The sequence below is a fragment of the Streptomyces odontomachi genome (assembly GCF_024435355.1).
GTDB lineage: Bacteria > Actinomycetota > Actinomycetes > Streptomycetales > Streptomycetaceae > Streptomyces > Streptomyces odontomachi.
Genome location: NZ_JAMJWG010000004.1, coordinates 19343 through 39596 on the forward strand (window position 1 = coordinate 19343; position 20254 = coordinate 39596).

The following is a 20254-nucleotide window of genomic DNA, read 5'->3' on the forward strand; positions in this document are numbered from 1 at the left end:
AGGGGTGCGCATCCACCGACCGGTGGACCCCAGGTTCCATCGGTCGAGGCTGTTGGCACGCACACGCCCGCGACCAGCATGAATGCATGACAAATCTTCCTGTGCGGATGGCGCGTTGGAGCGCCTGGCACCCATGGCGCGCGATCGCCGGCTGGTTCATCTTCGTGGCGCTCTGCCTGGGTTCCGGCATCGCGGTCGGCGGCCATCCGGCCACCTCCGCGGACTTCCGGGTGGGCGAGGCCGGGCGAGCCGAGGCGATGGCGGCCTCGGGCGGTCTCCAGCAGCGTCCGGTGGAGCAGGTGCTCGTCACCGCGGCATCCGGCACGGGCCGGTTGGACGCGGCGGCGGCCCAGGCCGCCGTGCGGGACCTCACCGCGCGCATGCAGCGGCTGCCCGAAGTCCGCTCGGTGGCCGGCCCGGTGCGCTCGGCGGACGGCACGGCCCTGCGGGTGGCCGTGACCATGACGGGCGCCGAGCTGGATGCGAAGAAGCACGTCGCGCCGCTGGTCGCCGCCACCGCCGCCGTGCAGCGGGCCCATCCCGGGCTGCGGGTGGCGGAGACCGGAAGCCCCTCCATCAGCAAGGGCGTCGACACGCTGCGGGGGCACGACCTGTCCCGCACCGAGCTGATCGCGCTGCCGGTCACCCTGATCACCCTGCTGCTGGTGTTCCGCTCGGTCGCGATGGCGGCGGTGCCGCTGCTGCTGGCGCTCTCCTCGATCGCCGGGGCCGTGGGCCTGTCGATGCTCGCCTCGCACGCCTTCCCGGACGCCGGCGTCGGTACCAACATCATCCTGATGATCGGCATGGCCGTCGGCGTCGACTACACCCTCTTCTACCTGAAGCGCGAGCGAGAGGAGCGCGCCCGGGCCGGTGGCCGGCTCACGTCCCAGGCGCTCGTGGAGCTGGCGGCGGCCACCTCGGGGCGGGCCGTCGTCCTCTCCGGTCTCGCGGTCGCCGCCTCCAGCGCCACCCTCTTCCTGGCCGACGACGTGATCTTCTCCTCGATCGCGACCGGCGCGATCGTCGTCACGCTGGTCGCCGTGGCCAGCTCGCTGACCGTGCTACCAGCCCTGCTGGCGAAGCTCGGTGCCCGGGCCGAGCGGCACGCCGCGCGGAAGGCCGCCCGCGCCGCCGGGCACACCGGCAACACCTCGCGCCCGCACTCCCGGCCCGCGCGCCGGCGCACCCGATCCGGCACCGGTGCCGGGCGGTTCTCCGCGGCCGTGCTGCGCCCCACCGCCGCGCACCCCGCCGCCGCCCTCACGGTCACGGTGATCGCCCTGCTCGCCCTGACCGCACCGCTGCTCGGCCTGAAGCTGACCGACATGGGCCGCGAGACCCACCCCCGCAGCATCCCCGCCATGCAGACCTATGACCGGCTCAACGCCGCCTTTCCCGAGCTGAAGGCCATGCACCAGGTGGTGGTGCAGGCGTCGCCGGACCAGGCGGAGCGGATCGGCAGCGCGCTGCGCGCCCTCGCCCGGCGAGCCGAGCACGACCCGGCCCTGGCCGGCACCGCCGAACTGCGCACGTCCCGCGATCACCGGATCAGCCTGCTGGAGTTGCCGGTGCCGCACTACGTGAGCACCGACGCGGCCCAGGCCTCCCTCGACCGGCTGCGCACGACCTACGTGCCGGACACGGTCGGCAAGGTGCCCGGTGCCAGGGCGGCGGTCACCGGGGACGTGGCCCGGTACGCCGACTACCCTCGGCACCAGAAGCAGAAGCTGCCGCTGATCATCACGACCCTGCTGCTGGTCACCTTCGCCGTGACCGTCGCCGCGTTCGGCTCCGTCGTCCTGGGAGTCGTGGGCGTACTGCTCAACCTGCTGTCGGCGGGGGCCGGCCTCGGCTTGCTGGTGCTGGTCTTCCAGCACCGCTGGGCCGAAGGGCTGGTGGGCTTCCACTCCACCGGCTCGATCGGCTCCCGGGTGCCGCTGTTCCTGTTCGTGATCCTCTTCGGCCTGTCGATGGACTACCAGATGTTCGTGATCACCCGGATCAGGGAGGCGGTACGGCGCGGTGTGCCCACCCGTAGGGCGGTGCTGGACGGCATCGGCAGCTCGGCGGGCGTGGTGACCAGTGCCGCGCTGGTGATGGTGATCGTGTTCGCCAGCTTCACCGGCCTGCACATCATCGAGATGAAGCAGATCGGCTTCAGCCTGGCAGCGGCGGTCCTGCTGGACGCCTTCGTCATCCGGCTCCTCGTCCTGCCGTCCCTCATGCTGCTGCTGGGCGAGCGGAGTTGGTGGCCCTCGCGCCCGGTGCTCCGGGCCGGGTCGGCAGCGCCCGCGGCCCGGCCCACGGCGACCGTAGGCTGACGGTCATGGAGCACCGGCCGCGCCTTCACCCCTACGACGAGGTGACCCCTCCGCTGCCGATACCGGTCCCGCACCGGTGGAACGCCGTGCTGTGGGTGTTGTTCGGCCTGGTGCCGCCCGCCATCGCGGTGGCGGACGAGCCGGCCACCACGAAGCTCCCCTGCTACGCGGTGCTGGTGGTGCTCACCCTCGGCTTCGCGTCGGTGGCCCTGTTCCCCGGAAACCGCGTCCTGCGTCCGCACGCCTACCTGGGCGTTCTGGTCCTCGGTCTGGGCACGATGGGCTGGCTGATGGGCAGCGGCGCGGCCCTGTTCGTCGTGACGCTGCCGCAGTTCTGGATCTACGCGGCCGGCCCGGCGGCCTCGATCACGCTCAGCGGTCTGGCCGCCGCTGCCATGGTCGTCGGTATCGCCGCCGGGCAGGGCCCGCACGCACGCCTCCTGTCCGGCAACGTGGTCTTCACCCTGGTCGGCTACGCGGTCTCGGTGCTGTTCGGCCTGCTCGTCCGGCATCTCGTGGCGGGCAGCGACGAGCGGGAAGCGCGGCTGACCGCGGAACTGCGCGCCGCCCGGACGGTGCTGGCGGAGACCATCGAGCGGCGTGCTGCCGCGGAGGAGCGCGAGCGTCTCGCCCGGGAGATCCATGACACGCTCGCGCAGGGCTTCGCCTCCATCATCGTCCTCGCCGAAGCGGCCCGTTCGGGGCTGGCGGCCGATCCGGACAGGAGCGCACAGCAGTTGACGTCGATCGAGCAGACCGCGCGCGAGAACCTGGCCGAGGCACGGATCCTCGTCGGCTCGGCCCAGGCGGAGCGGTCGGGCCCGGGGTCCCTCACGCAGACCCTGGGCCGGGTCCTGGACCGGTTCGCCGAGGACACCGGGATCACCGTCGACGCCGAGCTGCCGGACGTCGTCTGCGACCAGCCGCCGCGGATCGCCCTCCTGCGCTGCCTCCAGGAGTCGCTGGCCAACGTCCGCAAGCACGCCGGCGCCGGCACCGTGGGCGTCCTGCTCGCCACCCACCCGCACGGCATCGAGCTGGAGATAACCGACGACGGCCGCGGTTTCGACGTGGCCGCCTCGATCGGGTTCGGCCTCGACGGCATGCGCAGGCGGCTTGCGGAACTCGGCGGTGAGCTCACCGTCACCAGCTCCTTGGGCGACGGCACCCGTGTCCACGCCCTGGTTCCCGCCCACGCACTGCACTGACCGACAGGAGGGGGCATGCCCCAGGACAGGATCCGCGTCGTCGTCGCGGACGACCACACGGTGATGCGGGCCGGCGTGCTCGCCCTGCTGGCCCCGGAGCCCGGCATCGAGGTGGTGGGCGAGGCCGGCAACGGCCGGGAGGCCGTCGAGCTGGTCGAACGCCTGGCGCCGGATGTCGCGTTGATCGACCTGAGGATGCCCGTCCTCGACGGTGTCGCCGCCACCACCGAGATAGTCGCCGGACCGGCGGCCACCGGTGTGCTGATCCTCACCACCTACGACACCGACACCGACATCGAGCGCGCGGTGGAGGCGGGCGCCATCGGCTACCTGCTCAAGGACACCACCCGGGAGCAGCTGGTCGACGCCATCCGGTCCGCGGCACGCGGCGAGACGGTGCTGGCCCCGCGGGTGGCCCAGCTGCTGGTGGCGCGCATGCGGCGGCCCGCCCAGCCCCCGCTGACCGCACGGGAGCTGGATGTGCTGCACGGCGTGGCCGACGGGCTGTCCAACGCGGACATCGGCAGGAGGCTGGTGATCGCGGAAGCGACCGTGAAGACCCACCTGCTGCGGGTCTTCGCCAAGCTCGACGTCAGCGACCGCACCCACGCGGTCGTCGTGGCCCTGGAACGCGGCGTGCTGGTCCGGCCGGAGCGTGACCCGCGCCCTTAGGACGCGGTCCACGCCCTCGGGATCCGTGGTGACCGCCGGGAACGTCCGGCGGTCCACCTCGTAACCTGCAAGTGACCCACCGCCCGCCACCCGTCACCAGTTCTGGGGAGCCATGCAGCACAACCACGACACCGGCCACGACCTGCTGGTCGTAGGGTCGGCCAACGCCGATCTGGTGGTCGGCGTGCAGCGCCGTCCCGGCCCCGGTGAGACGGTGCTCGGCACCGACCTGGCCGTGCACCCGGGCGGCAAGGGGGCGAACCAGGCGGCGGCGGCTGCCCGGTTGGGAGCCCGTACGGCGCTGCTGGCCCGGGTCGGCGACGACCCGTACGGGCGGCTGCTGGTGGATGCGCAGCGGACGGCGGGCGTGGACACGGCCGGTGTGCTGGTCGGTGCGGCGCCCACCGGGGTCGCCCTGATCACGGTGGACCCGTCGGGTGACAACAGCATCGTCGTCGCCCCGGGTGCCAACGCGCGACTGGTCCCGGAGGACGTGGCCGCTGCGGACGGGCTGCTGGGCGGGGCGCGGGTGGTCTCGGCACAGTTGGAGATCCCCCTGGAGACGGTCGCGGAGGTGGTGCGACGGCTGCGTCCCGGCACCCGTTTCGCCTTGAACGCCTCACCCCCGGTGCCGTTGCCCGCCGCGGTCCTGGCCGCCTGCGACCCGTTGATCGTCAACGAGCACGAGGCACGCGTCCTGCTCGGTCCGCAGGCCGACGTCGGTGACGATCCCGGGGCATGGGCACGGGCGCTGCTCGCGCTCGGGCCGCGTTCGGTGGTGATCACCCTGGGGGCGGACGGCGCGCTGGTCGCCGAGGGCTCCGTGCGTTCCGGGGGTGGCACGCCGGTGCGGGTGCCGTCGGTGCCCGTCACGGCGGTCGACACCACCGGCGCCGGCGATGCCTTCGCGGCCGCCCTGGCCTGGCGGCTCTCCGCCGGCGAGGACCTTCCGACCGCTGCGGTCTTCGCGGCACGCGTGGGCGCGGTGACGGTCACCCGGCCCGGTGCGCAGGAGTCGTTCCCCACGGCGGCCGAGGTCAGTGGGGCGGTCGACGGGCCGGTCGGCCAGGTCGACGGCCAGTCGGTCGACGGCCAGTCGGAGGACCGGGGAGGACACACTTGAGGGGGCCCGCCTCCCGGCCGGCCCCCTCAAGCTCCCCTCCCCATACATCAGAACCCCGCGATCCCCCCAGATCCCTCCCCCGGATGTTCCGATGCCAAGTACGACGACCTACTGGTCCGTAGGGTTGCGCATGGGGAAGGAGATTTTTTCGTTTCCCTCGGAGACGGCGGCGACAGGAGGGGTCGGCGGGTCCGGACGGGACTACGCGGCAGGTGGGACCGCGTGCCGGAGGAAGCGCTCCGTGGTCTCCGTGAGGACCTCGCGGCCGTCGCGTGCCCACAGGCCGTCGTTGAAGAGTTCCACCTCGATCGGGTCGGTGTACCCGGTGGCTTCCACGAGGCCGCGCCAGTGCAGCATGTCGACGGCGCCGTCGCCGATCTGGCCACGGCCGTTGAGGACGCCTTCCGGGAGCGGCGTGGTCCAGTCGGCCAGTTGGAAGGTGCAGATCCGGCCGCCGCGTCCGGCCCTGGCGATGTCCCCGGGCGCCCGGTCGTCCCACCAGATGTGGTACGTGTCCACGCAGACGCCGACCTGTTCGGACGGAAAGCGTTCGGCGAGGTCGAGCGCCTGGCCGAGGGTGGAGACGACGCAGCGGTCGGAGGCGAACATGGGGTGCAGCGGTTCGATCGCGAGGCGCACGCCGCGTTCGGCTGCGTAGGGGGCGAGTTCTCCGAGGGCGTCCGCGATGCGTTCGCGTGCGCCGTGCAGGTCCCTGCTGCCGGGTGGCAGGCCGCCGGACACCAGCACCAGCACCCGGGTGTCGAGGGCGACGGCCTCGTCGATCGCCGCCTTGTTGTCGTCGATCGCCGCGGCGCGTGCGTCCGGTTCGACCGCGGTGAGGAAGCCGCCCCGGCAGAGCGTGGACACCGTGAGCCCCGCGTCCCGCACCAGTGCGGCCGCGGCCTCGAGACCGTAGGCCTGCACGGGCTCCCGCCACAGGCCGACATGGCGCACGCCGAGTTCGGTGCAGCCGGCGACGAGTTCGGGCAGGGAGAGCTGCTTCACCGTCATCTGGTTGATGCTGAACCGGGCGAGGCCGGCGGCCTGTGCGGTCACTGGGCGACTCCGTAGACGTTGAGCAGGGCTGCCATACGGGACGCGGCGAGCGCCGGGTCCGGGAAGAGCCCCAGGGAGTCGGCGAGCTCGTAGGCGCGTGTGAGGTGCGGCAGCGAGCGGGCCGACTGGTGGCCGCCGACCATGGCGAAGTGGTCCTGGTGGCCGGCGAGCCAGGCGAGGAAGACCACGCCCGTCTTGTAGAACCGGGTGGGCGTCTGGAACAGGTGGCGGGAGAGTTCGACGGTGGGGTCGAGCAGCTCCCTGAAACCCTTCACGTCGCCGGTGTCCAGGATCCGCACCGCCTGCGCGGCCAGCGGACCCAGCGGGTCGAAGATGCCGAGCAGGGCGTGGCTGAAGCCGCGCTCGTCGCCGGCGATCAGCTCGGGGTAGTTGAAGTCGTCACCCGTGTAGCACCGGACCCCGTCGGGGAGCCGGCGGCGCAGCGCGATCTCCCGGTCGGCGTCCAGCAGGGAGACCTTGATGCCGTCGACCTTGTCCGGGTGGGTGGCGATGACGTCCAGGAACGTTTCGGTGGCGGCGTCCAGGTCGGCGCTGCCCCAGTAGCCCTCCAGGGCCGGGTCGAACATCGGGCCGAGCCAGTGCAGGATCACCGGCTCGGCGGCCTGCCGCAGCAGATGCCCGTAGACCTCGAGGTAGTCCTCGGGTCCGCGGGCCGTGGCCGCGAGGGCGCGTGAGGCCATCAGGATGGCCTGCGCACCGGTGCTCTCGACGAGCGCCAGCTGCTCCTCGTAGGCGCCGCGCACCTCGGCCAGGGACGCGGCCGCGGTGAGCTGGTCGGTGCCCACGCCGCAGGCGATGTGGCCGCCGACGGCGCGTGCCTCGGCGGCCGAGCGGCGGATCAGCTCGGCCGCGCCCGCCCAGTCCAGGCCCATGCCGCGCTGTGCGGTGTCCATGGCCTCGGCGACACCGAGCCCGTGGGACCACAGGTGACGGCGGAAGGCGAGCGTGGCGTCCCAGTCGACGGCCGCCGGGGAGTCCGGGGAGACGTCCGCGTAGGCGTCCGCGACCACGTGGGCGGCGGACAGCACCGTGCGGGACGCGAGGGGGACGGCGGATTCCGGGGCGGCGACGGCGGGGGTGGTGCGCGGGGTGTACCGGCGCAGGGTGCCGTCCGCGCCGGGCAGCAGCAGGGTCACCGGGTGGCCTCCGTGCCGTCCAGCCGCAGTTCGGGCACGGCGAACCGGCGGCCCTCGGAGGAGGACCTCAGGCCCAGTTCGGCGAGCTGGACGCCGCGGGCGCCGGCCAGCAGGTCCCAGTGGTAGGGCGCGTCGGCGTAGACGTGCTTGAGGAAGACCTCCCACTGCGCCTTGAAGCCGTTGTCGAACTCCGTGTTGTCGGGGACCTCCTGCCACTGGTCGCGGAAGGCGTAGGCGGCCGGCAGGTCGGGGTTCCAGACCGGCTTCGGCGTGCTGCTGCGGTGCTGGACACGGCAGTTGCGCAGGCCGGCGACGGCCGAGCCCTCGGTGCCGTCCACCTGGAACTCGACGAGTTCGTCGCGGCCCACCCGGACCGCCCAGGAGGAGTTGATCTGGGCGACGATGCCGCCCTCCAGCTCGAAGATCCCGTACGCCGCGTCGTCGGCGGTCGCCTCGTAGGCGTTGCCCTGCTCGTCCCAGCGGCGCGGCAGGTGCGTGGTGGCAAGCGCCTGCACGGAGCGGATCGGGCCGAAGAGCTCGTGCAGCACGTACTCCCAGTGCGGGAACATGTCGCTGACGATGCCGCCGCCGTCCTCCGCGCGGTAGTTCCACGACGGGCGCTGCGCCGGCTGCCAGTCGCCCTCGAAGACCCAGTACCCGAACTCCCCGCGCACCGACAGGATCCGCCCGAAGAAGCCGCCGTCGATGAGCCGCTTCAGCTTGAGCAGGCCCGGCAGGAACAGCTTGTCCTGGACGACGCCGTGCCGGATGCCGGCGTCCTGGGCGAGCCGGGCCAGCTCCAGGGCACCGGACAGGCCGGTCGCGACCGGCTTCTCCGTGTAGATGTGCTTGCCGGCGGCGATCGCCTTCTTGAGGGCTTCCTCGCGTGCCGCGGTGACCTGCGCGTCGAAGTAGATGTCGATGGAGTCGTCGGCGAGCACCTCGTCCAGGTCGGTGGACCAGTGCTCCAGGGAGTGCCGCTCGGCGATCTCCCGGAGCGCGTGTTCGCGGCGCCCGACCAGCACCGGCTCCGGCCACAGCACCGTACCGTCGCCGAGCGCCAGGCCGCCCGCCTCGCGCAGCGCGAGGAGCGAGCGGACGAGGTGCTGGCGGTACCCCATCCGTCCGGTGACGCCATTCATGGCGATACGCACCGTCTTGCGTGTCACGACTGTCCTTCCGTCCCGCCCGAGCCCATCCTGACTTCTCCGGCCGCATCCACGGGAGACGACCCGGGGACGACGGCACCCGCCGTCGGACGGGGCTCACCGATATGCGCGATAGCAAGCGCTTTCTATACGAGGAGAAGCTAGCCTCTGCACAGCGGATCGGGCAACACCCGATCGGGCCGTTCCCCGTCGGACCGCAGCAGGAGGACCTGCCGGGCCGGCAGGGGGACCGGCCGATTCCCCGCGCGGGCGGCGGCGGGAATCGATGGCAACGAGGATGGGGAGTCCCCCGCGACGAGTCGAGGAGACGAGGACGACGAGTTGACGCTCTTCCGCCTAAAGGCGGGAGATTCCACGGCTCGCGCCGTGGGTTTCCTGCTTCGTCGCCGACTGCCTGCCCGGAGTTCTCCGTTGAGGTACACCAGCTCCACAGGCTGTCACTGCCCGTCCGGCAGCCAGCAGGTTCTTCGCCGCGTTCACGTCCCGGTCATGGGTCGTGCCACAGCTTTCGCAGGTCCAGGTGCGGACGTGCAACGGCATCGACTCGGCGAGGGTGCCGCAGTGAGAGCACAGCTTGGAGGAGGGGAAGAAGCGGTCGACCGCGATCACTTCCCGCCCGTACCACTGGGCTTTGTACTCCAGCATGCTCCGGAACTCGGCCCACGCCGCATCCGAGATGGCGCAGGACAGGCTCCGATTCTTGACCATGTTGCGCACGGTCAGATCCTCGATCACGATCGTTTGGTTCTCACGAACGAGACGAGTGGTGAGCCTGTGCAGCCCATCACGCCGGCGGTCGGCGATACGGGCGTGGATCTTCGCGACGGCACGCCGGGCCTTGGCCCGGTTGTTGCTCCGCTTGGCCGTCTTCGCCAGGCGCCGCTGGGCCAGGGCGAGGCGAGCTCGGTCCTTGCGTTCGCGCCTCGGGTTGGCGATCTTCTCCCCGGTGGACAGGGTCAGGAGGTGGTCCAGGCCAACATCCACCCCGACCATACGGTCAATGACGGGGAGCGGCTTGACGCCGGGGTCCTCACACAGCAGGGAGACGAACCACCGTCCGGCCGCGTCCTGCGACACGGTCACCGAGGACGGCTTCGCCCCCTGCGGGAGCGGCCTCGACCAGACGATGTCCAGCGGCTGCATCATCTTCGCCAGGGTCAGCTTCCCGTCGCGGAAGCGGAAGCCGGACGTGGTGTACTCCGCGGACTTGCGGGACTTCTTCCGCGACTTGAAGCGCGGGTACTTGGCCCGCTTGGCGAAGAAGTGGGTGAACGCCGCCTGGAGATGGCGGAGCGTCTGCTGAAGAGGGACCGAGGAGACCTCGTTCAGGAACGCCAGTTCCTCGGTCTTCTTCCACGCCGTCAGCATCGCCGACGTCTGGTTGTAGTTCACCCGCTCCTGACGCGCCCACGCCTCCGTACGGGCAGCCAGCGCCATGTTGTAGACCTTGCGGACGCAGCCAAACGTGCGCGACAGCTCCGCTGCCTGCTCGTCCGTGGGATAGAAGCGGTACTTGAACGCCCGCTTCACCTGCGCCGCGGTCACGCTCACGAACTAGTGAGACCACAGCTAAAGATCAAATCCGCGGGTCAGAGCACGGTCTTTCGCCCTGGCAGCGAAAGCCCGCCCATTGCCCTGCTCCGCAGAAGTCCGTTCCCTCTCCGCCCTGAAGGGCGGAGTATCCACGGAGGAACCAGATGACCGTGACCCTTGCGGATGTGGCGGCGCGCGCCCGAGTCTCCCCCGCCACCGTCTCGCGGGTGCTGAACGGCAACTATCCGGTCGCCGCCGCCACGCGCGAACGCGTCCTGCGCGCCGTGGACGAGCTGGACTACGTCCTGAACGGCCCGGCGAGCGCGCTTGCCGCCGCCACCTCCGACCTGGTCGGCATCCTCGTCAACGACATCGCCGACCCGTTCTTCGGGATCATGGCCGGCGCCGTGCAGACCGAGATCGGCGGCCCGGGGGGCCGGGCGGGCGGCGAACGGCTCGCCGTGGTGTGCAACACCGGCGGGTCCCCGGAGCGCGAGCTGACGTATCTGACACTGCTCCAGCGCCAGCGCGCCGCGGCGGTGGTGCTCACCGGTGGCGCCGTGGAGAGCCCCGCGCACATCGAGGCGATGACCGCGAAGCTCCAGCGGCTCACCGAGGCGGGCACGCGCGTCCTGCTGTGCGGGCGCCCACCGGTCCCGGACACCGGCGCGATCGCGCTCACCTTCGACAACCGCGGCGGCGGACTACGGCTCACCCAGCACCTCCTGGCCCTGGGGCACCGCCGGATCGGCTACATCGCAGGGCCCGAGGAGCGCACCACGACCCGCCACCGCCTGGAGGGCCACCACGCGGCCCTCGCCGCCCACGATCTCGCGGCCGACCCGCAACTGACCCTGCACGGCCCCTACGACCGCCGCTCCGGCTACGACGCCACCCTGGAACTGCTCCGCCGCGACCCGGGCCTGACCGCCGTCGTCGCCGCCAACGACACCGTCGCCCTCGGCGCCTGCGCCGCCCTGCGCGACCGCGGACTGCGCATCCCCGACGACGTCTCCGTGGCCGGCTTCGACGACCTCCCCTTCAGCATGGACGCCGTCCCCGCCCTCACCACCGTCCGCCTCCCCCTGCACACCGCAGGCGCCCGCGCCGGCCGCATCGCCATGCACCGCGAGGACCCCCCGCCCGGTGGCATCGCCACGGTCCAGGGAGAGTTGATGGTGCGCGGGTCGACGGGGGTGCCGCGGGTGAGGTGAGGGGCTCGGGGGCGGGGCGGCAGGAGGCGGCAGGAGGTGACGGCCGCCGCTTGGGAAGCCTCGCCCCGTCGCACCCCCGCCCCGGCATCGGCACCGGCACCGGCACCGGGGCGGAGCCCCTGACGGCGCCTCGCCGCGAGCCACGGACAAGCGCGGAATCGAAGGACGGACGAAAGGGCTGACCACCCATGTGGACGAGCACGGCACACGTGACCGAGTGGGATGAGACGGACAGCCAGGGGTCCCCTGCCGTCTTCGCGCACGGCATCTTCACCTGGGGCACCGACCCGGAGTACGGCTTCGCGGCGCAGCGCCCGCTGGCGAGGACCCATCGGCTGCTGCTCCTGGACCGCCGCGGGTACGGCCTGAGCCCCGACATCCCGCCCGGGCGGCGCAGCGACTTCGATGCCGACGCGGATGACCTGGTGGAGGTCATGCAGCAGGCGGCCGCGCAGGCGCCGCGTGCGGCGGCCGGCCGAGTGCACCTGGTCGGGCACGCCAACGGCGGGCTCGCGGCGATGCTCGCCGCGGCCCGCCGACCCGACCTGGTGCGGTCGCTGACGCTGATCCAACCCAGCGCGTTCCGCGCGGCTGCCGGCCACCCGGCGGTCGACCGGATGCTGGCCCGCGTCGAGACGGCTGCCGCCACACCACCCGACCTGACACCACACCAGTTCCTCCACGCGTCGACGGAGGGCATCGGACTGCCGGTGCCGGAGCCGACGCCCGACCGGCTGCGGGCGGTGGCCACCTCGATGCACGAGCGCCCCGTATGGGAGGCCGACCCACCACTGGAACCGCTCGCCACCGCCCCCTTCCCCACGCTGGTGGTCTGCGGCACCTGGGAGGACGCCCCCGAGCTGTACCGAAGCTACGTGGGCGAGCCGATCATGGCCGCCTGTGCATCACTCGCCGAAACGCTCGGCGCCGACCTGCTGCGCGTACCCGGCTACTACCCGCACACCCAGCAGCCGGACGCGGTGAACGCGGCGCTCCGGAAGCTGTGGGAGTAGCGCGCCCGGACGTGGTGAACGCGGCGCTCCGGAAGCTACGGGAGTAGCGCGAGAGCGACGGAGGGAGCGGCAGCCGGGGGTCCAAGGGCCGCCCGGGTACGGGAGACGAACCCGGTCGGGGCCGGAGCGGACGGGGCGGGGCGGGGACTCGTGCTCAGGTCATTGAGGTACGGGGCACATTGCGCTGTTTGCGCTCATCGTGCTCGCTGGGCCACTGGATCACTGGGGCACTGGGTCGCCGGGGGACTGAGTCGCCGCGGCGTTGAGTCAGGGGACTCGGGGGCGGGTCAGGGTTTTCTCAGGGGTGGTCGGGGTTCCCGTGGGCCTCTCCGCAGGCATATCGTTGACTCAGTCAAAGATACGCAGAGCGTGGAGGAGTCGCGGCATGACGCGCGTGAGGGCCCATGACGTCGGGACGGCCGCCGGTACCGAGTCGGCCGAGCCCAGGACAGCCGAAGACGGCGCCGGACCGGGCGTCGGCCCCGCCCGTCCGGCCGCCGACGGGCCGGTGCAGGAGCTGCGCGCCTTCAGCCGCTTCTACACCAACCTGATCGGCGCCCTCGACTACAGCCGCCACCTCTACGTCCCGTACACCCTCACCGAGGCCCGGGTCCTGTACGAGCTGGCCCACTCCCCGCGCCTGGACGCCGCCGACCTGCGCACCGAGCTGTCCCTGGACGCGGGCTACCTGAGCCGGCTGCTGGCCAGGTTCGAGAAGGACGAGCTGGTCGAGCGCGCCCCGTCCGAGCGCGACCCGCGGCGCCAGAGCATCACGTTGACCGGCCGCGGCCACGACACCGCCAAGCTGCTCGACGAGCGCTCCCAGGAGAAGGTCGGCGCCCTGCTCGCCGATGTCCCCGCGCGCGACCAGGAGCGCCTGGCCGCCGCGATGCGCACGATCCGCGGCATCCTCTCCGCCGAGCACTCCCCGCAGTCCGGCCAGTCCCCCGCCCCCCGCCGCCCGGACGTCGTACTACGCCCCCCGCACCCCGGCGACCTCGGCTGGATCGTGCAGCGCAACGCCGCCCTCTACGCATCGGAGTACGGCTGGAACGAGGAGTACGAAACCCTGGTCGCCCGTATCGTCGCCGACTACGCCGCGCATCACGACCCCCGTCTCGAGCGGGTCTGGATAGCCGAGCTGGACGACCGCCCGGTGGGCTGCGTGATGTGCGTACGGGACGACCATGACGACGACCAGGCGGACCACCACGGCGGCACACCCGCCACAGAGGCCGCAGATGCCACCGGTGCAGCCGCCACCGACACAGCCACCGGCCGGCCCGCCACCGGCCCGTCCGGTGCCGCCCCCGACCGTCCCGGCACCGCGCGCCTGCGCCTGCTGCTCGTCGAGCCGGCCGCCCGCGGCCTGGGCGTGGGCGACCGGCTGGTCACCGCCTGTATCGACTTCGCCCGCGCCACCGGCTACGACGACATGGTCCTGTGGACGAACGACATCCTCGCCGCCGCCCGCCGCATCTACCAGCGCCATGGCTTCACCCTGACCGCCGAGCAGCCCCACCACTCCTTCGGCGCCGACCTGACAGGCCAGGACTGGCACCTACGGCTGCGCGACTGACGGCACGGCCGACGAAGCCCGTGGAGGCGCGCGCCGACCAGGAGACGCGGCCCCGTCGCGCGCGGTCCCGGCGCCCCTGCGGCCGTCAGACGGCTGTCCCGCGGCCGTCCCCCGGGAATGTCGCAGGGTTGACCGAGCGGGTGCGGCCGATAGGGTCCGGCCCATGAAGCTGGCGTTCTCCACTCTCGGCGTACCCGGGCTGCCCGTCTCCGACGTGGCCTGGCTCGCGGCCGACCACGGTTTCCACGGCGTTGAACTCCGCGCCCATGTCGAGGAGCCGGTGCACCCCGGCATCGGCAAGGCCGAGCGGGCGGAGGTGGTCAGACAGTTCGCCGACCGCGGGGTGGAGATCGTCGGGGTCGCCGGGTACGCACGTGTGGCGGCGCCGGGCGACGACGGCGCGGTGCTGGCGGACATCCAGGGCCTGTTGGAGCTGGCGCGCGATCTGGGCGCGCCGTACGTCCGGGTCTTCCCGGGCGGCGGCACCGAACAGAGCGCGGAGCAGGCGGATGCGACGGCGGCCCGTCGACTGGGCGCCGCCGCCGAGTACGCCACGGAGTGCGGTGTCCGGATCCTGCTGGAGACCCATGACTCGCACCGCACCGGAGCCGCGGCCATCCGGATCCTCGGCCAGGTCGGGCACGGCCGGGTCGGCGCCCTGTGGGACGTGATGCACACCTGGCTCGGCGGCGAGCAGCCCCAGGACAGCTACGCCGCGCTCGCCCCGCACCTGGGCTACGTCCAGGTCAAGGACATCGCGTCGGCGGAGGACACCACGCCGCTGCCGCTCGGCGCCGGAGTGCTGCCGCTCGCCGAGTGCGTGGAGGTGCTCACCCGGGCGGGCTGGGACGGCTGGCTCTGCTGGGAGTACGAGAAGCGCTGGTACGAGGCCGCACCCCCGCTGCCCCCACTCCTCCGTCCGGCCCACGACCACCTGAGCCGGCTACTGACCGAGGCAGCGTAGGCGGGAGGCGTGGACGCGGGGGCGTAGACGGAGACGGAGGCGTAGACGGAGGCGGGGGCGGGGCTCAGGTCAGGACGGGAGCGCGGCACGTCGCGGCGCCGGTCACGCCTTCACGGTCCCGCACCGTCCCAACCGCCCGTGCTGCCCCGCACCGTCGCACCCCGCACCGTCCCGTCCCATGCCGTCCTGCCCCGCGCCGTCCCGTCCCGCACCGTCCTGCCCCGCACCGTCCCAGGTGGCACCGTCACCGGCGCGTCCGCTGCATCTCGGTCACCGTCCCGCGTTCGCCGAACGCGTCCGTGCGCTCCGGACCTTCTGCAACGAGCGGCGTCCAGAGGCCTCCGTCACCTCGCGCGCGACCAGCACCAGGGGCGCGGCGAGCACAACGAGCGCCGAGGACGGTCGCTGGGCGACGCCCTGAGGAGGCGTGTCCGAGACGTGGGTCATGCCGTCGGCGGCACAGGGTAACCGCGGGTCAAGCGACGTCGGCGACGAGGAGGCGGACCCGCACCGAGGGGCCGCCCTGGACTTGGGATGGGTATGGCCCGCAAGGTAGTGCTCTTCGGATACGAGATCGGCAAGGCGACTCCTCCCAAAGGCAGGAAGACCGCTTCCGGCAAGGGAGGGAAGGCGGCTCCCCGCGGGGGCGGAAAGACCGGTTCCGGCGACAGGAGCGGGGAGACAGCGAAGCGGTCCGCCAAGACGACCAAGGCGCCCGCCAAGACGACCAAGACGTCAGACAAGGCAACCAAAGAATCCGGCAGGGCGACGAAGCGATCCGGAAAAAACTCCAAGGAGCCTGACAAGGCCGCGAACCGGCCCGGGAAAGCCCCCACCACAGGGCCCGGCAAGGCGGCGGGCCGTTCCGGGAAGGCGTCGAGCCAGCGCGGGAAGACGGGCAACCAGCGCGGCAAGGCGACCAACCGGCCCGGGAAGACGGCGACGCAGCGCAGCAAGGCCGCCCCGCGCCAGGGCCCCGCGAAAGGCGGCCCGCCGGGCGACCGGCAGGGCAGGAGCCGCTGGCACCTTCCGTGGTTCGCCGCCGGCCAGCAGACGAAATCGGCGTCCAGCAAGCCGTCCAGGCCATCCGGGACGTCCGGGACGCCCAAGTCATCCAAGCCGTCCGGACCGTCCAAGTCATCCGGGCCGGACGGCGCATCCGAGCCGGACGGATCGCGCGAGTCGTCCGGATCCTCGCGGCCGCCGACCGCGGTCCGGGTCCTCATCATGGTGGTCGCGTTCGCCGCGATGGTCGCCTTCGCCGTCGTGCTGGCGAGGCTGACGTTGCAGCCCTCGGCGGCGTCGGTGCCGCTGACGCACAACAACCTGCGGCCGGGTGACTCCCTCCGCGCCTACCTCGGGCAACCCGCCTTCCAGGACACCGTGAAGCAGATCGGCGGCAACATCGTGCTCGGCGTGCCGTTCGGGCTGCTGCTGCCGGTGCTGCTGCCCAGGGCCCGCGGGCTGCTGCGGGTCGGGATCGCCACGGCGCTGGTGATGGTGCTGGTGGAGCTGGTGCAGGGTGCGCTGGTCACCGGCCGTGCCTTCGACATCGACGATGTCATCCTCAACACCAGCGGCGCGCTCATCGGTTATCTCCTGCTCGGCCGGCGGATGGGCCGGGCGCTCCACCCGCGCCGCGTCCACTGGTGGCACCGCTTCACCAAGCGCCAGACCGCGGGCTGAGCGTCGTCCGCCAGGTCCTGCCGCGCCACCGAGCCGGCCCAGGCCGCTCCGGGCCCGGCCCATCCCCGGGGCCCACGTCCCGTCGCTCTCGCCTTCCTCGCGCGGACACTTGACCGGATTCGCGCGGACACTTGACTGGAAATTATTTTCGGTCTATCGATCGTCCTCGGAAGTTTCCTTCAGCATGTCGCTCGGTACGGCTCGCCACCGCTCGCCGTACACCCACCGTTGCACGCTCTCAGGGCCCCCGGTCCACCTGAGGGAAGGAGCACACGTGCAGTACAGACACGCCGGCACCTCCAGACGCAGCCTGCTCGCCGCATCCGCGGGGGCGGTCGCCCTGGCGGCCACCGGTGCCACCGCCGGTCCCGCGCACGCCGCCGACGCCGACCCGGCCGCCCCACCCGGCGCCACCGGTGCCCACCAGGGCGCCCACCACCTCGACGACGATGACCTGAAGAAGCTCATCTCCGGGATGACCCTGGAGGAGAAGGTCGGCCAGGTGTTCGTCATGCGGGTCTACGGGGCCTCGGCCACCGACCCCGACCAGGCCGACATCGACGCCAACCTCGACGAGATCGGCGTCCGCACCGCCGCCGAGCTGATCGAGAAGTACCGCGTCGGCGGCATCATCTACTTCGCGTGGGCGCACAACACGCAGAACCCGCACCAGATCGCGGACCTCTCCAACGGCATCCAGCGGGCCGGCCTCGCCCAGCCCCGCGGTCTGCCGCTGCTCATCGCCACCGACCAGGAGTACGGCATTGTCGAGCGGGTCGGTACGCCGGCGACGCTGATGCCCGGTGCCATGGCGCTGGGCGCGGGCGGCTCGACCTCCGACGCACGCGAGGCGGCCCGCATCGGCGGCACCGAACTGCGCGCCATCGGCATCCGCCAGGACTACGCCCCGGACGCCGACGTCAACGTCAACCCGGCCAACCCCGTCATCGGTGTGCGCTCCTTCGGCGCCGATCCCGAGGCGGTGGCCCGGATGGTCGCGGCGCAGGTCAAGGGCTACCAGAGCGCCGGCATCGCCAGCACCTCCAAGCACTTCCCCGGCCACGGCGACACCGCGACCGACAGCCACTACGGCTTCCCGATCATCCAGCACACCCGCGCGCAGTGGGACGAGCTGGACGCCCCGCCGTTCAGGGCGGCCGTCGCCGCCGGCATCGACTCGATCATGACCGCGCACATCATGGTGCCCGCGCTGGACGACTCCGGTGACGCGGCGACCCTCTCGCAGCCCATCCTCACGGGCATCCTCCGCGGCGAGCTGGGCTACGACGGCGTGGTCATCACGGACTCGCTCGGCATGGCGGGCGTCCGGGAGAAGTACGGCGACGACCGGGTGCCGGTGCTCGCGCTGAAGGCGGGCGTCGACCAGCTGCTGAACCCGCCGGACCTGGACGTGGCCTGGCACGCCGTGCTGGACGCCGTCAAGGGCGGCGAGCTGACGGAGGACCGGCTCGACGAGTCGATCCTCCGCATCCTGCGGATGAAGGCACGCCGTGACCTGTTCACCGCCCCGTACGTCACGCACGCGGGCGTGGACCGCTCCGTCGGCACCCGGGCGCACCTGGCCGCGGCCGACCGGATCGCGGAGCACACCACGACGCTGCTGGTCAACGAGGAGCGGGTGCTGCCCCTGTCGCGCCGCACGCACCGCGACGTCCTCGTGGTCGGCGCCGACCCGGCCTCCCCGTCGGGCACCACGGGACCGCCCACGACCGTGCTCGCCAACGCGCTCACCGAGTTGGGCTTCACCGCCACCGCGCTGTCCACCGGCGCCAGCGGGAACCCGTCCCAGGCGGTGATCGACGAGGCGGTGGCCGCCGCGGCGGACGCGGACGCGGTGCTCGTCGGCACGTACAACGTCTCCGCGAGCGGCACCCAACGCACGCTGGTGCAGGCGCTCGCCGCGACCGGGGTGCCGGTGGTCGTGCTGGCGATCCGCAACCCGTACGACGCGGCGTACGTCCCCGACGCCAAGGCGGTCCTGGCCGCCTACTCGTGGACCGACGTCGAACTGCGGGCCGCGGTCCGGGTCCTCACGGGCCAGGCACGCCCCCGCGGCCACCTGCCGGTCGCGGTGCCGCGTGCGGACGATGCGAGCCAGGAGCTTTACGCGATCGGGTACGGGCTGTCCTACTGAGGTCCATGGAGTACCGGGAGCCGTCGGGCGAGCCGCCCGGCGGCATGCCCACACCGCCGAACGCCCCACCGGGGAGGGGACGCCGCAGTGCCCTCCCCGGACGGGGCGGCGCCGCGGTCGGCGCCCCGGACCCCACCGCTCCGGCCACTCCGGGCCCCACCGCTCCGGCCGCCCCTGTCCCTACCGCTCCGGCCGCTCCCGGCGCTACCGCTCCCCCCGGCTACCGGGACCTGCTCTCCCGTGAACTGCTGCTGTGGGCCTTGCTCGCCCTGACCAGCAAGGCCCCGGTGGCCATGGCACCGCTGGCCCTGGTGTTCCTGAGCAGGCAGGGCCCGGGAGGCTACACCCTGGGTGCGGGCCTGGCCGCCGCCTACGTGGTGGGCGAGGTGGTCGGCGCCCCGCTGCTCGGGGCCCGTCTGCGCCCCGGCCGCATACGCCGGAAGCTGTCCGCCGGGCTGCTGGCGGGGGCGCTCGCCTTCGGCGCCCTGCCGCTCGCGCGCTCCGCCCCGTCCCCCGTGCTGGTCGTGCTCGCCTTCCTGGCCGGTGCGACGCCGGGCGCCTGCCCCGGCGGCATCCGTGCCGTGCTGACCCGGCTGGTGGCCGATGGCCTGGTCACCCGCGCGCTGAGCGCCGAGGCCGTCCTGACGCAGCTCATCTGGGCCGTGGCGCCCGGCCTGGTAGTCTTCCTCGCCCTCCAGGTGCACCCGGCGGGCCCCTTGGTGCTGGGTGCGCTGCTCGCGGCCACCGCCGCGCTCCTGCTGTTCCGGCTCCCCGAACCACAGGCCGGCGAACCCGCCGCGCCTGCCGCCGCACCGACGGCGCGCACGCTGCTCTCCGCGTGGCCCGTCTACCTCACCGGTGCGGCCGCCATGGCGATGCTGGCCACCGCGGAACTCGTGCTGCCGGCCCTGCTGGAGGACCGGCACATCCCCGTCAGCTGGTCCGGGCCCCTGCTCGCCGGGTTCGCGCTGGCCAGCGCGGTCGGCGCGTTCTGCTACGGCCTGCGGACCTGGCCGGGCTCCGCACGCGTGCAGAGCCTGGTGTTCCTCGTGGCCACCGCCGCCTGCATCTGCCCGATCTCGCTCCTGCCGAGCCTGCCGGGCATCGCGACCGGGCTCCTCCTGGCAGGCGTCTTCCAGTCCGGCGCCATGGTCACCCGCAGCCTCACCCTTCGAGAGTGCCTCCCCGAACACACCCACGCCGCCGCGTACTCCGTCATGTACGCGGTGGGGGGCGTGGGCTACAGCCTCACCGCGACCCTGTCCGCCGTCGCCCTGAACCGGGCGACCCCCTCGGCGGCCCTCCTCGCCGGCGCCACGATCACCCTCCTCGCCACCGCCGTCAGCGCCATCGCCGAACGCGGCACCCCGACCCGGGCCTCCGGCCCGTGACCGCACCCGC

14 protein-coding genes and 2 pseudogenes are annotated in these 20254 nt (G+C 72.8%); 11 read left to right on the forward strand and 5 right to left on the reverse strand.

Annotated elements, in window-relative coordinates:
- Positions 1-86 precede the first annotated feature (86 nt).
- From NQO67_RS11040 to NQO67_RS11055, 4 genes are all read left to right on the forward strand, one after another.
- Positions 87-2324 (forward strand): MMPL family transporter, encoded by a 2238-nt coding sequence (locus NQO67_RS11040; protein ID WP_255949681.1) that lies wholly within the window; start codon positions 87-89, stop codon positions 2322-2324.
- A 5-nt stretch (positions 2325-2329) separates the two neighbouring features.
- Positions 2330-3532: a sensor histidine kinase gene (locus tag NQO67_RS11045; RefSeq protein ID WP_255949682.1), complete on the forward strand. Its 1203-nt coding sequence runs from the start codon at positions 2330-2332 to the stop codon at positions 3530-3532.
- A 15-nt stretch (positions 3533-3547) separates the two neighbouring features.
- Positions 3548-4204: a response regulator gene (locus tag NQO67_RS11050; protein WP_255949683.1), complete on the forward strand. Its 657-nt coding sequence runs from the start codon at positions 3548-3550 to the stop codon at positions 4202-4204.
- A 112-nt stretch (positions 4205-4316) separates the two neighbouring features.
- Complete coding sequence (locus NQO67_RS11055) at positions 4317-5327, forward strand: ribokinase (RefSeq protein ID WP_255949684.1); 1011 nt, start codon at positions 4317-4319, stop codon at positions 5325-5327.
- 201 nt (positions 5328-5528) lie between these two features.
- Here the strand turns inward: NQO67_RS11055 and NQO67_RS11060 are convergent, their stop codons facing one another.
- The 4 genes and pseudogenes from NQO67_RS11060 to NQO67_RS11075 form a co-directional block, all read right to left on the reverse strand.
- Positions 5529-6338: a sugar phosphate isomerase/epimerase family protein gene (locus tag NQO67_RS11060; RefSeq protein ID WP_255950013.1), complete on the reverse strand. Its 810-nt coding sequence runs from the start codon at positions 6336-6338 to the stop codon at positions 5529-5531.
- Between the two features lie 41 nt (positions 6339-6379).
- Positions 6380-7540 (reverse strand): dihydrodipicolinate synthase family protein, encoded by a 1161-nt coding sequence (locus NQO67_RS11065; protein ID WP_255949685.1) that lies wholly within the window; start codon positions 7538-7540, stop codon positions 6380-6382.
- Complete coding sequence (locus NQO67_RS11070) at positions 7537-8709, reverse strand: Gfo/Idh/MocA family protein (protein WP_255949686.1); 1173 nt, start codon at positions 8707-8709, stop codon at positions 7537-7539. Before NQO67_RS11070 ends, NQO67_RS11065 begins: the two co-directional genes overlap by 4 nt.
- Positions 8710-9064: 355 nt before the next feature.
- Positions 9065-10260 (reverse strand): annotated as a pseudogene (locus tag NQO67_RS11075) (RNA-guided endonuclease InsQ/TnpB family protein); the annotation flags it as partial.
- Positions 10261-10406: 146 nt separating this feature from the next.
- Between NQO67_RS11075 and NQO67_RS11080 the strand changes: the two are divergent.
- The 4 genes from NQO67_RS11080 to NQO67_RS11095 all read left to right on the forward strand — a co-directional run bounded on the left by NQO67_RS11080 (position 10407) and on the right by NQO67_RS11095 (position 15012).
- Positions 10407-11456 carry a LacI family DNA-binding transcriptional regulator gene (locus NQO67_RS11080; protein WP_255949687.1) on the forward strand — a complete coding sequence of 350 codons (1050 nt, stop codon included), beginning with the start codon at positions 10407-10409 and terminating at the stop codon, positions 11454-11456.
- Positions 11457-11644: 188 nt separating this feature from the next.
- The gene (locus NQO67_RS11085) at positions 11645-12469 is read left to right on the forward strand and encodes an alpha/beta fold hydrolase (RefSeq protein ID WP_255949688.1); all 825 of its coding nucleotides are present in this window, start codon (positions 11645-11647) and stop codon (positions 12467-12469) included.
- 385 nt (positions 12470-12854) lie between these two features.
- Positions 12855-14048 (forward strand): bifunctional helix-turn-helix transcriptional regulator/GNAT family N-acetyltransferase, encoded by a 1194-nt coding sequence (locus NQO67_RS11090; protein ID WP_255949689.1) that lies wholly within the window; start codon positions 12855-12857, stop codon positions 14046-14048.
- Between the two features lie 163 nt (positions 14049-14211).
- Entirely contained in the window at positions 14212-15012 is an 801-nt protein-coding gene (locus NQO67_RS11095) for a sugar phosphate isomerase/epimerase family protein (RefSeq protein ID WP_255949690.1), read from the forward strand.
- Between the two features lie 270 nt (positions 15013-15282).
- Here NQO67_RS11095 and NQO67_RS11100 read toward each other — a convergent pair whose 3' ends face one another.
- On the reverse strand, positions 15283-15459 hold the full coding sequence (locus NQO67_RS11100) for a hypothetical protein (RefSeq protein ID WP_255949691.1): 177 nt from the start codon (positions 15457-15459) through the stop codon (positions 15283-15285).
- 762 nt (positions 15460-16221) lie between these two features.
- Between NQO67_RS11100 and NQO67_RS11105 the strand changes: the two are divergent.
- The 3 genes and pseudogenes from NQO67_RS11105 to NQO67_RS11115 form a co-directional block, all read left to right on the forward strand.
- A pseudogene (locus NQO67_RS11105) lies at positions 16222-16698 on the forward strand (VanZ family protein); the annotation flags it as partial.
- A gap of 274 nt (positions 16699-16972) precedes the next feature.
- The gene (locus NQO67_RS11110; protein WP_255949692.1) at positions 16973-18853 is read left to right on the forward strand and encodes a glycoside hydrolase family 3 protein; all 1881 of its coding nucleotides are present in this window, start codon (positions 16973-16975) and stop codon (positions 18851-18853) included.
- A 5-nt stretch (positions 18854-18858) separates the two neighbouring features.
- Entirely contained in the window at positions 18859-20244 is a 1386-nt protein-coding gene (locus NQO67_RS11115) for an MFS transporter (protein WP_255949693.1), read from the forward strand.
- Positions 20245-20254 lie beyond the last annotated feature (10 nt).

Coding starts and splice junctions, on each gene's coding strand:
- NQO67_RS11040 (WP_255949681.1), top strand. CDS start 87: ATGACAAATCTTCCTGTGCGGATGGCGCGTTGGAGCGCCTGGCACCCA.
- NQO67_RS11115 (WP_255949693.1), top strand. CDS start 18,859: ATGGAGTACCGGGAGCCGTCGGGCGAGCCGCCCGGCGGCATGCCCACA.
- NQO67_RS11090 (WP_255949689.1), top strand. CDS start 12,855: ATGACGCGCGTGAGGGCCCATGACGTCGGGACGGCCGCCGGTACCGAG.
- NQO67_RS11095 (WP_255949690.1), top strand. CDS start 14,212: ATGAAGCTGGCGTTCTCCACTCTCGGCGTACCCGGGCTGCCCGTCTCC.
- NQO67_RS11080 (WP_255949687.1), top strand. CDS start 10,407: ATGACCGTGACCCTTGCGGATGTGGCGGCGCGCGCCCGAGTCTCCCCC.
- NQO67_RS11050 (WP_255949683.1), top strand. CDS start 3,548: ATGCCCCAGGACAGGATCCGCGTCGTCGTCGCGGACGACCACACGGTG.
- NQO67_RS11045 (WP_255949682.1), top strand. CDS start 2,330: ATGGAGCACCGGCCGCGCCTTCACCCCTACGACGAGGTGACCCCTCCG.
- NQO67_RS11055 (WP_255949684.1), top strand. CDS start 4,317: ATGCAGCACAACCACGACACCGGCCACGACCTGCTGGTCGTAGGGTCG.
- NQO67_RS11100 (WP_255949691.1), bottom strand. CDS start 15,459: ATGACCCACGTCTCGGACACGCCTCCTCAGGGCGTCGCCCAGCGACCG.
- NQO67_RS11060 (WP_255950013.1), bottom strand. CDS start 6,338: ATGACGGTGAAGCAGCTCTCCCTGCCCGAACTCGTCGCCGGCTGCACC.
- NQO67_RS11085 (WP_255949688.1), top strand. CDS start 11,645: ATGTGGACGAGCACGGCACACGTGACCGAGTGGGATGAGACGGACAGC.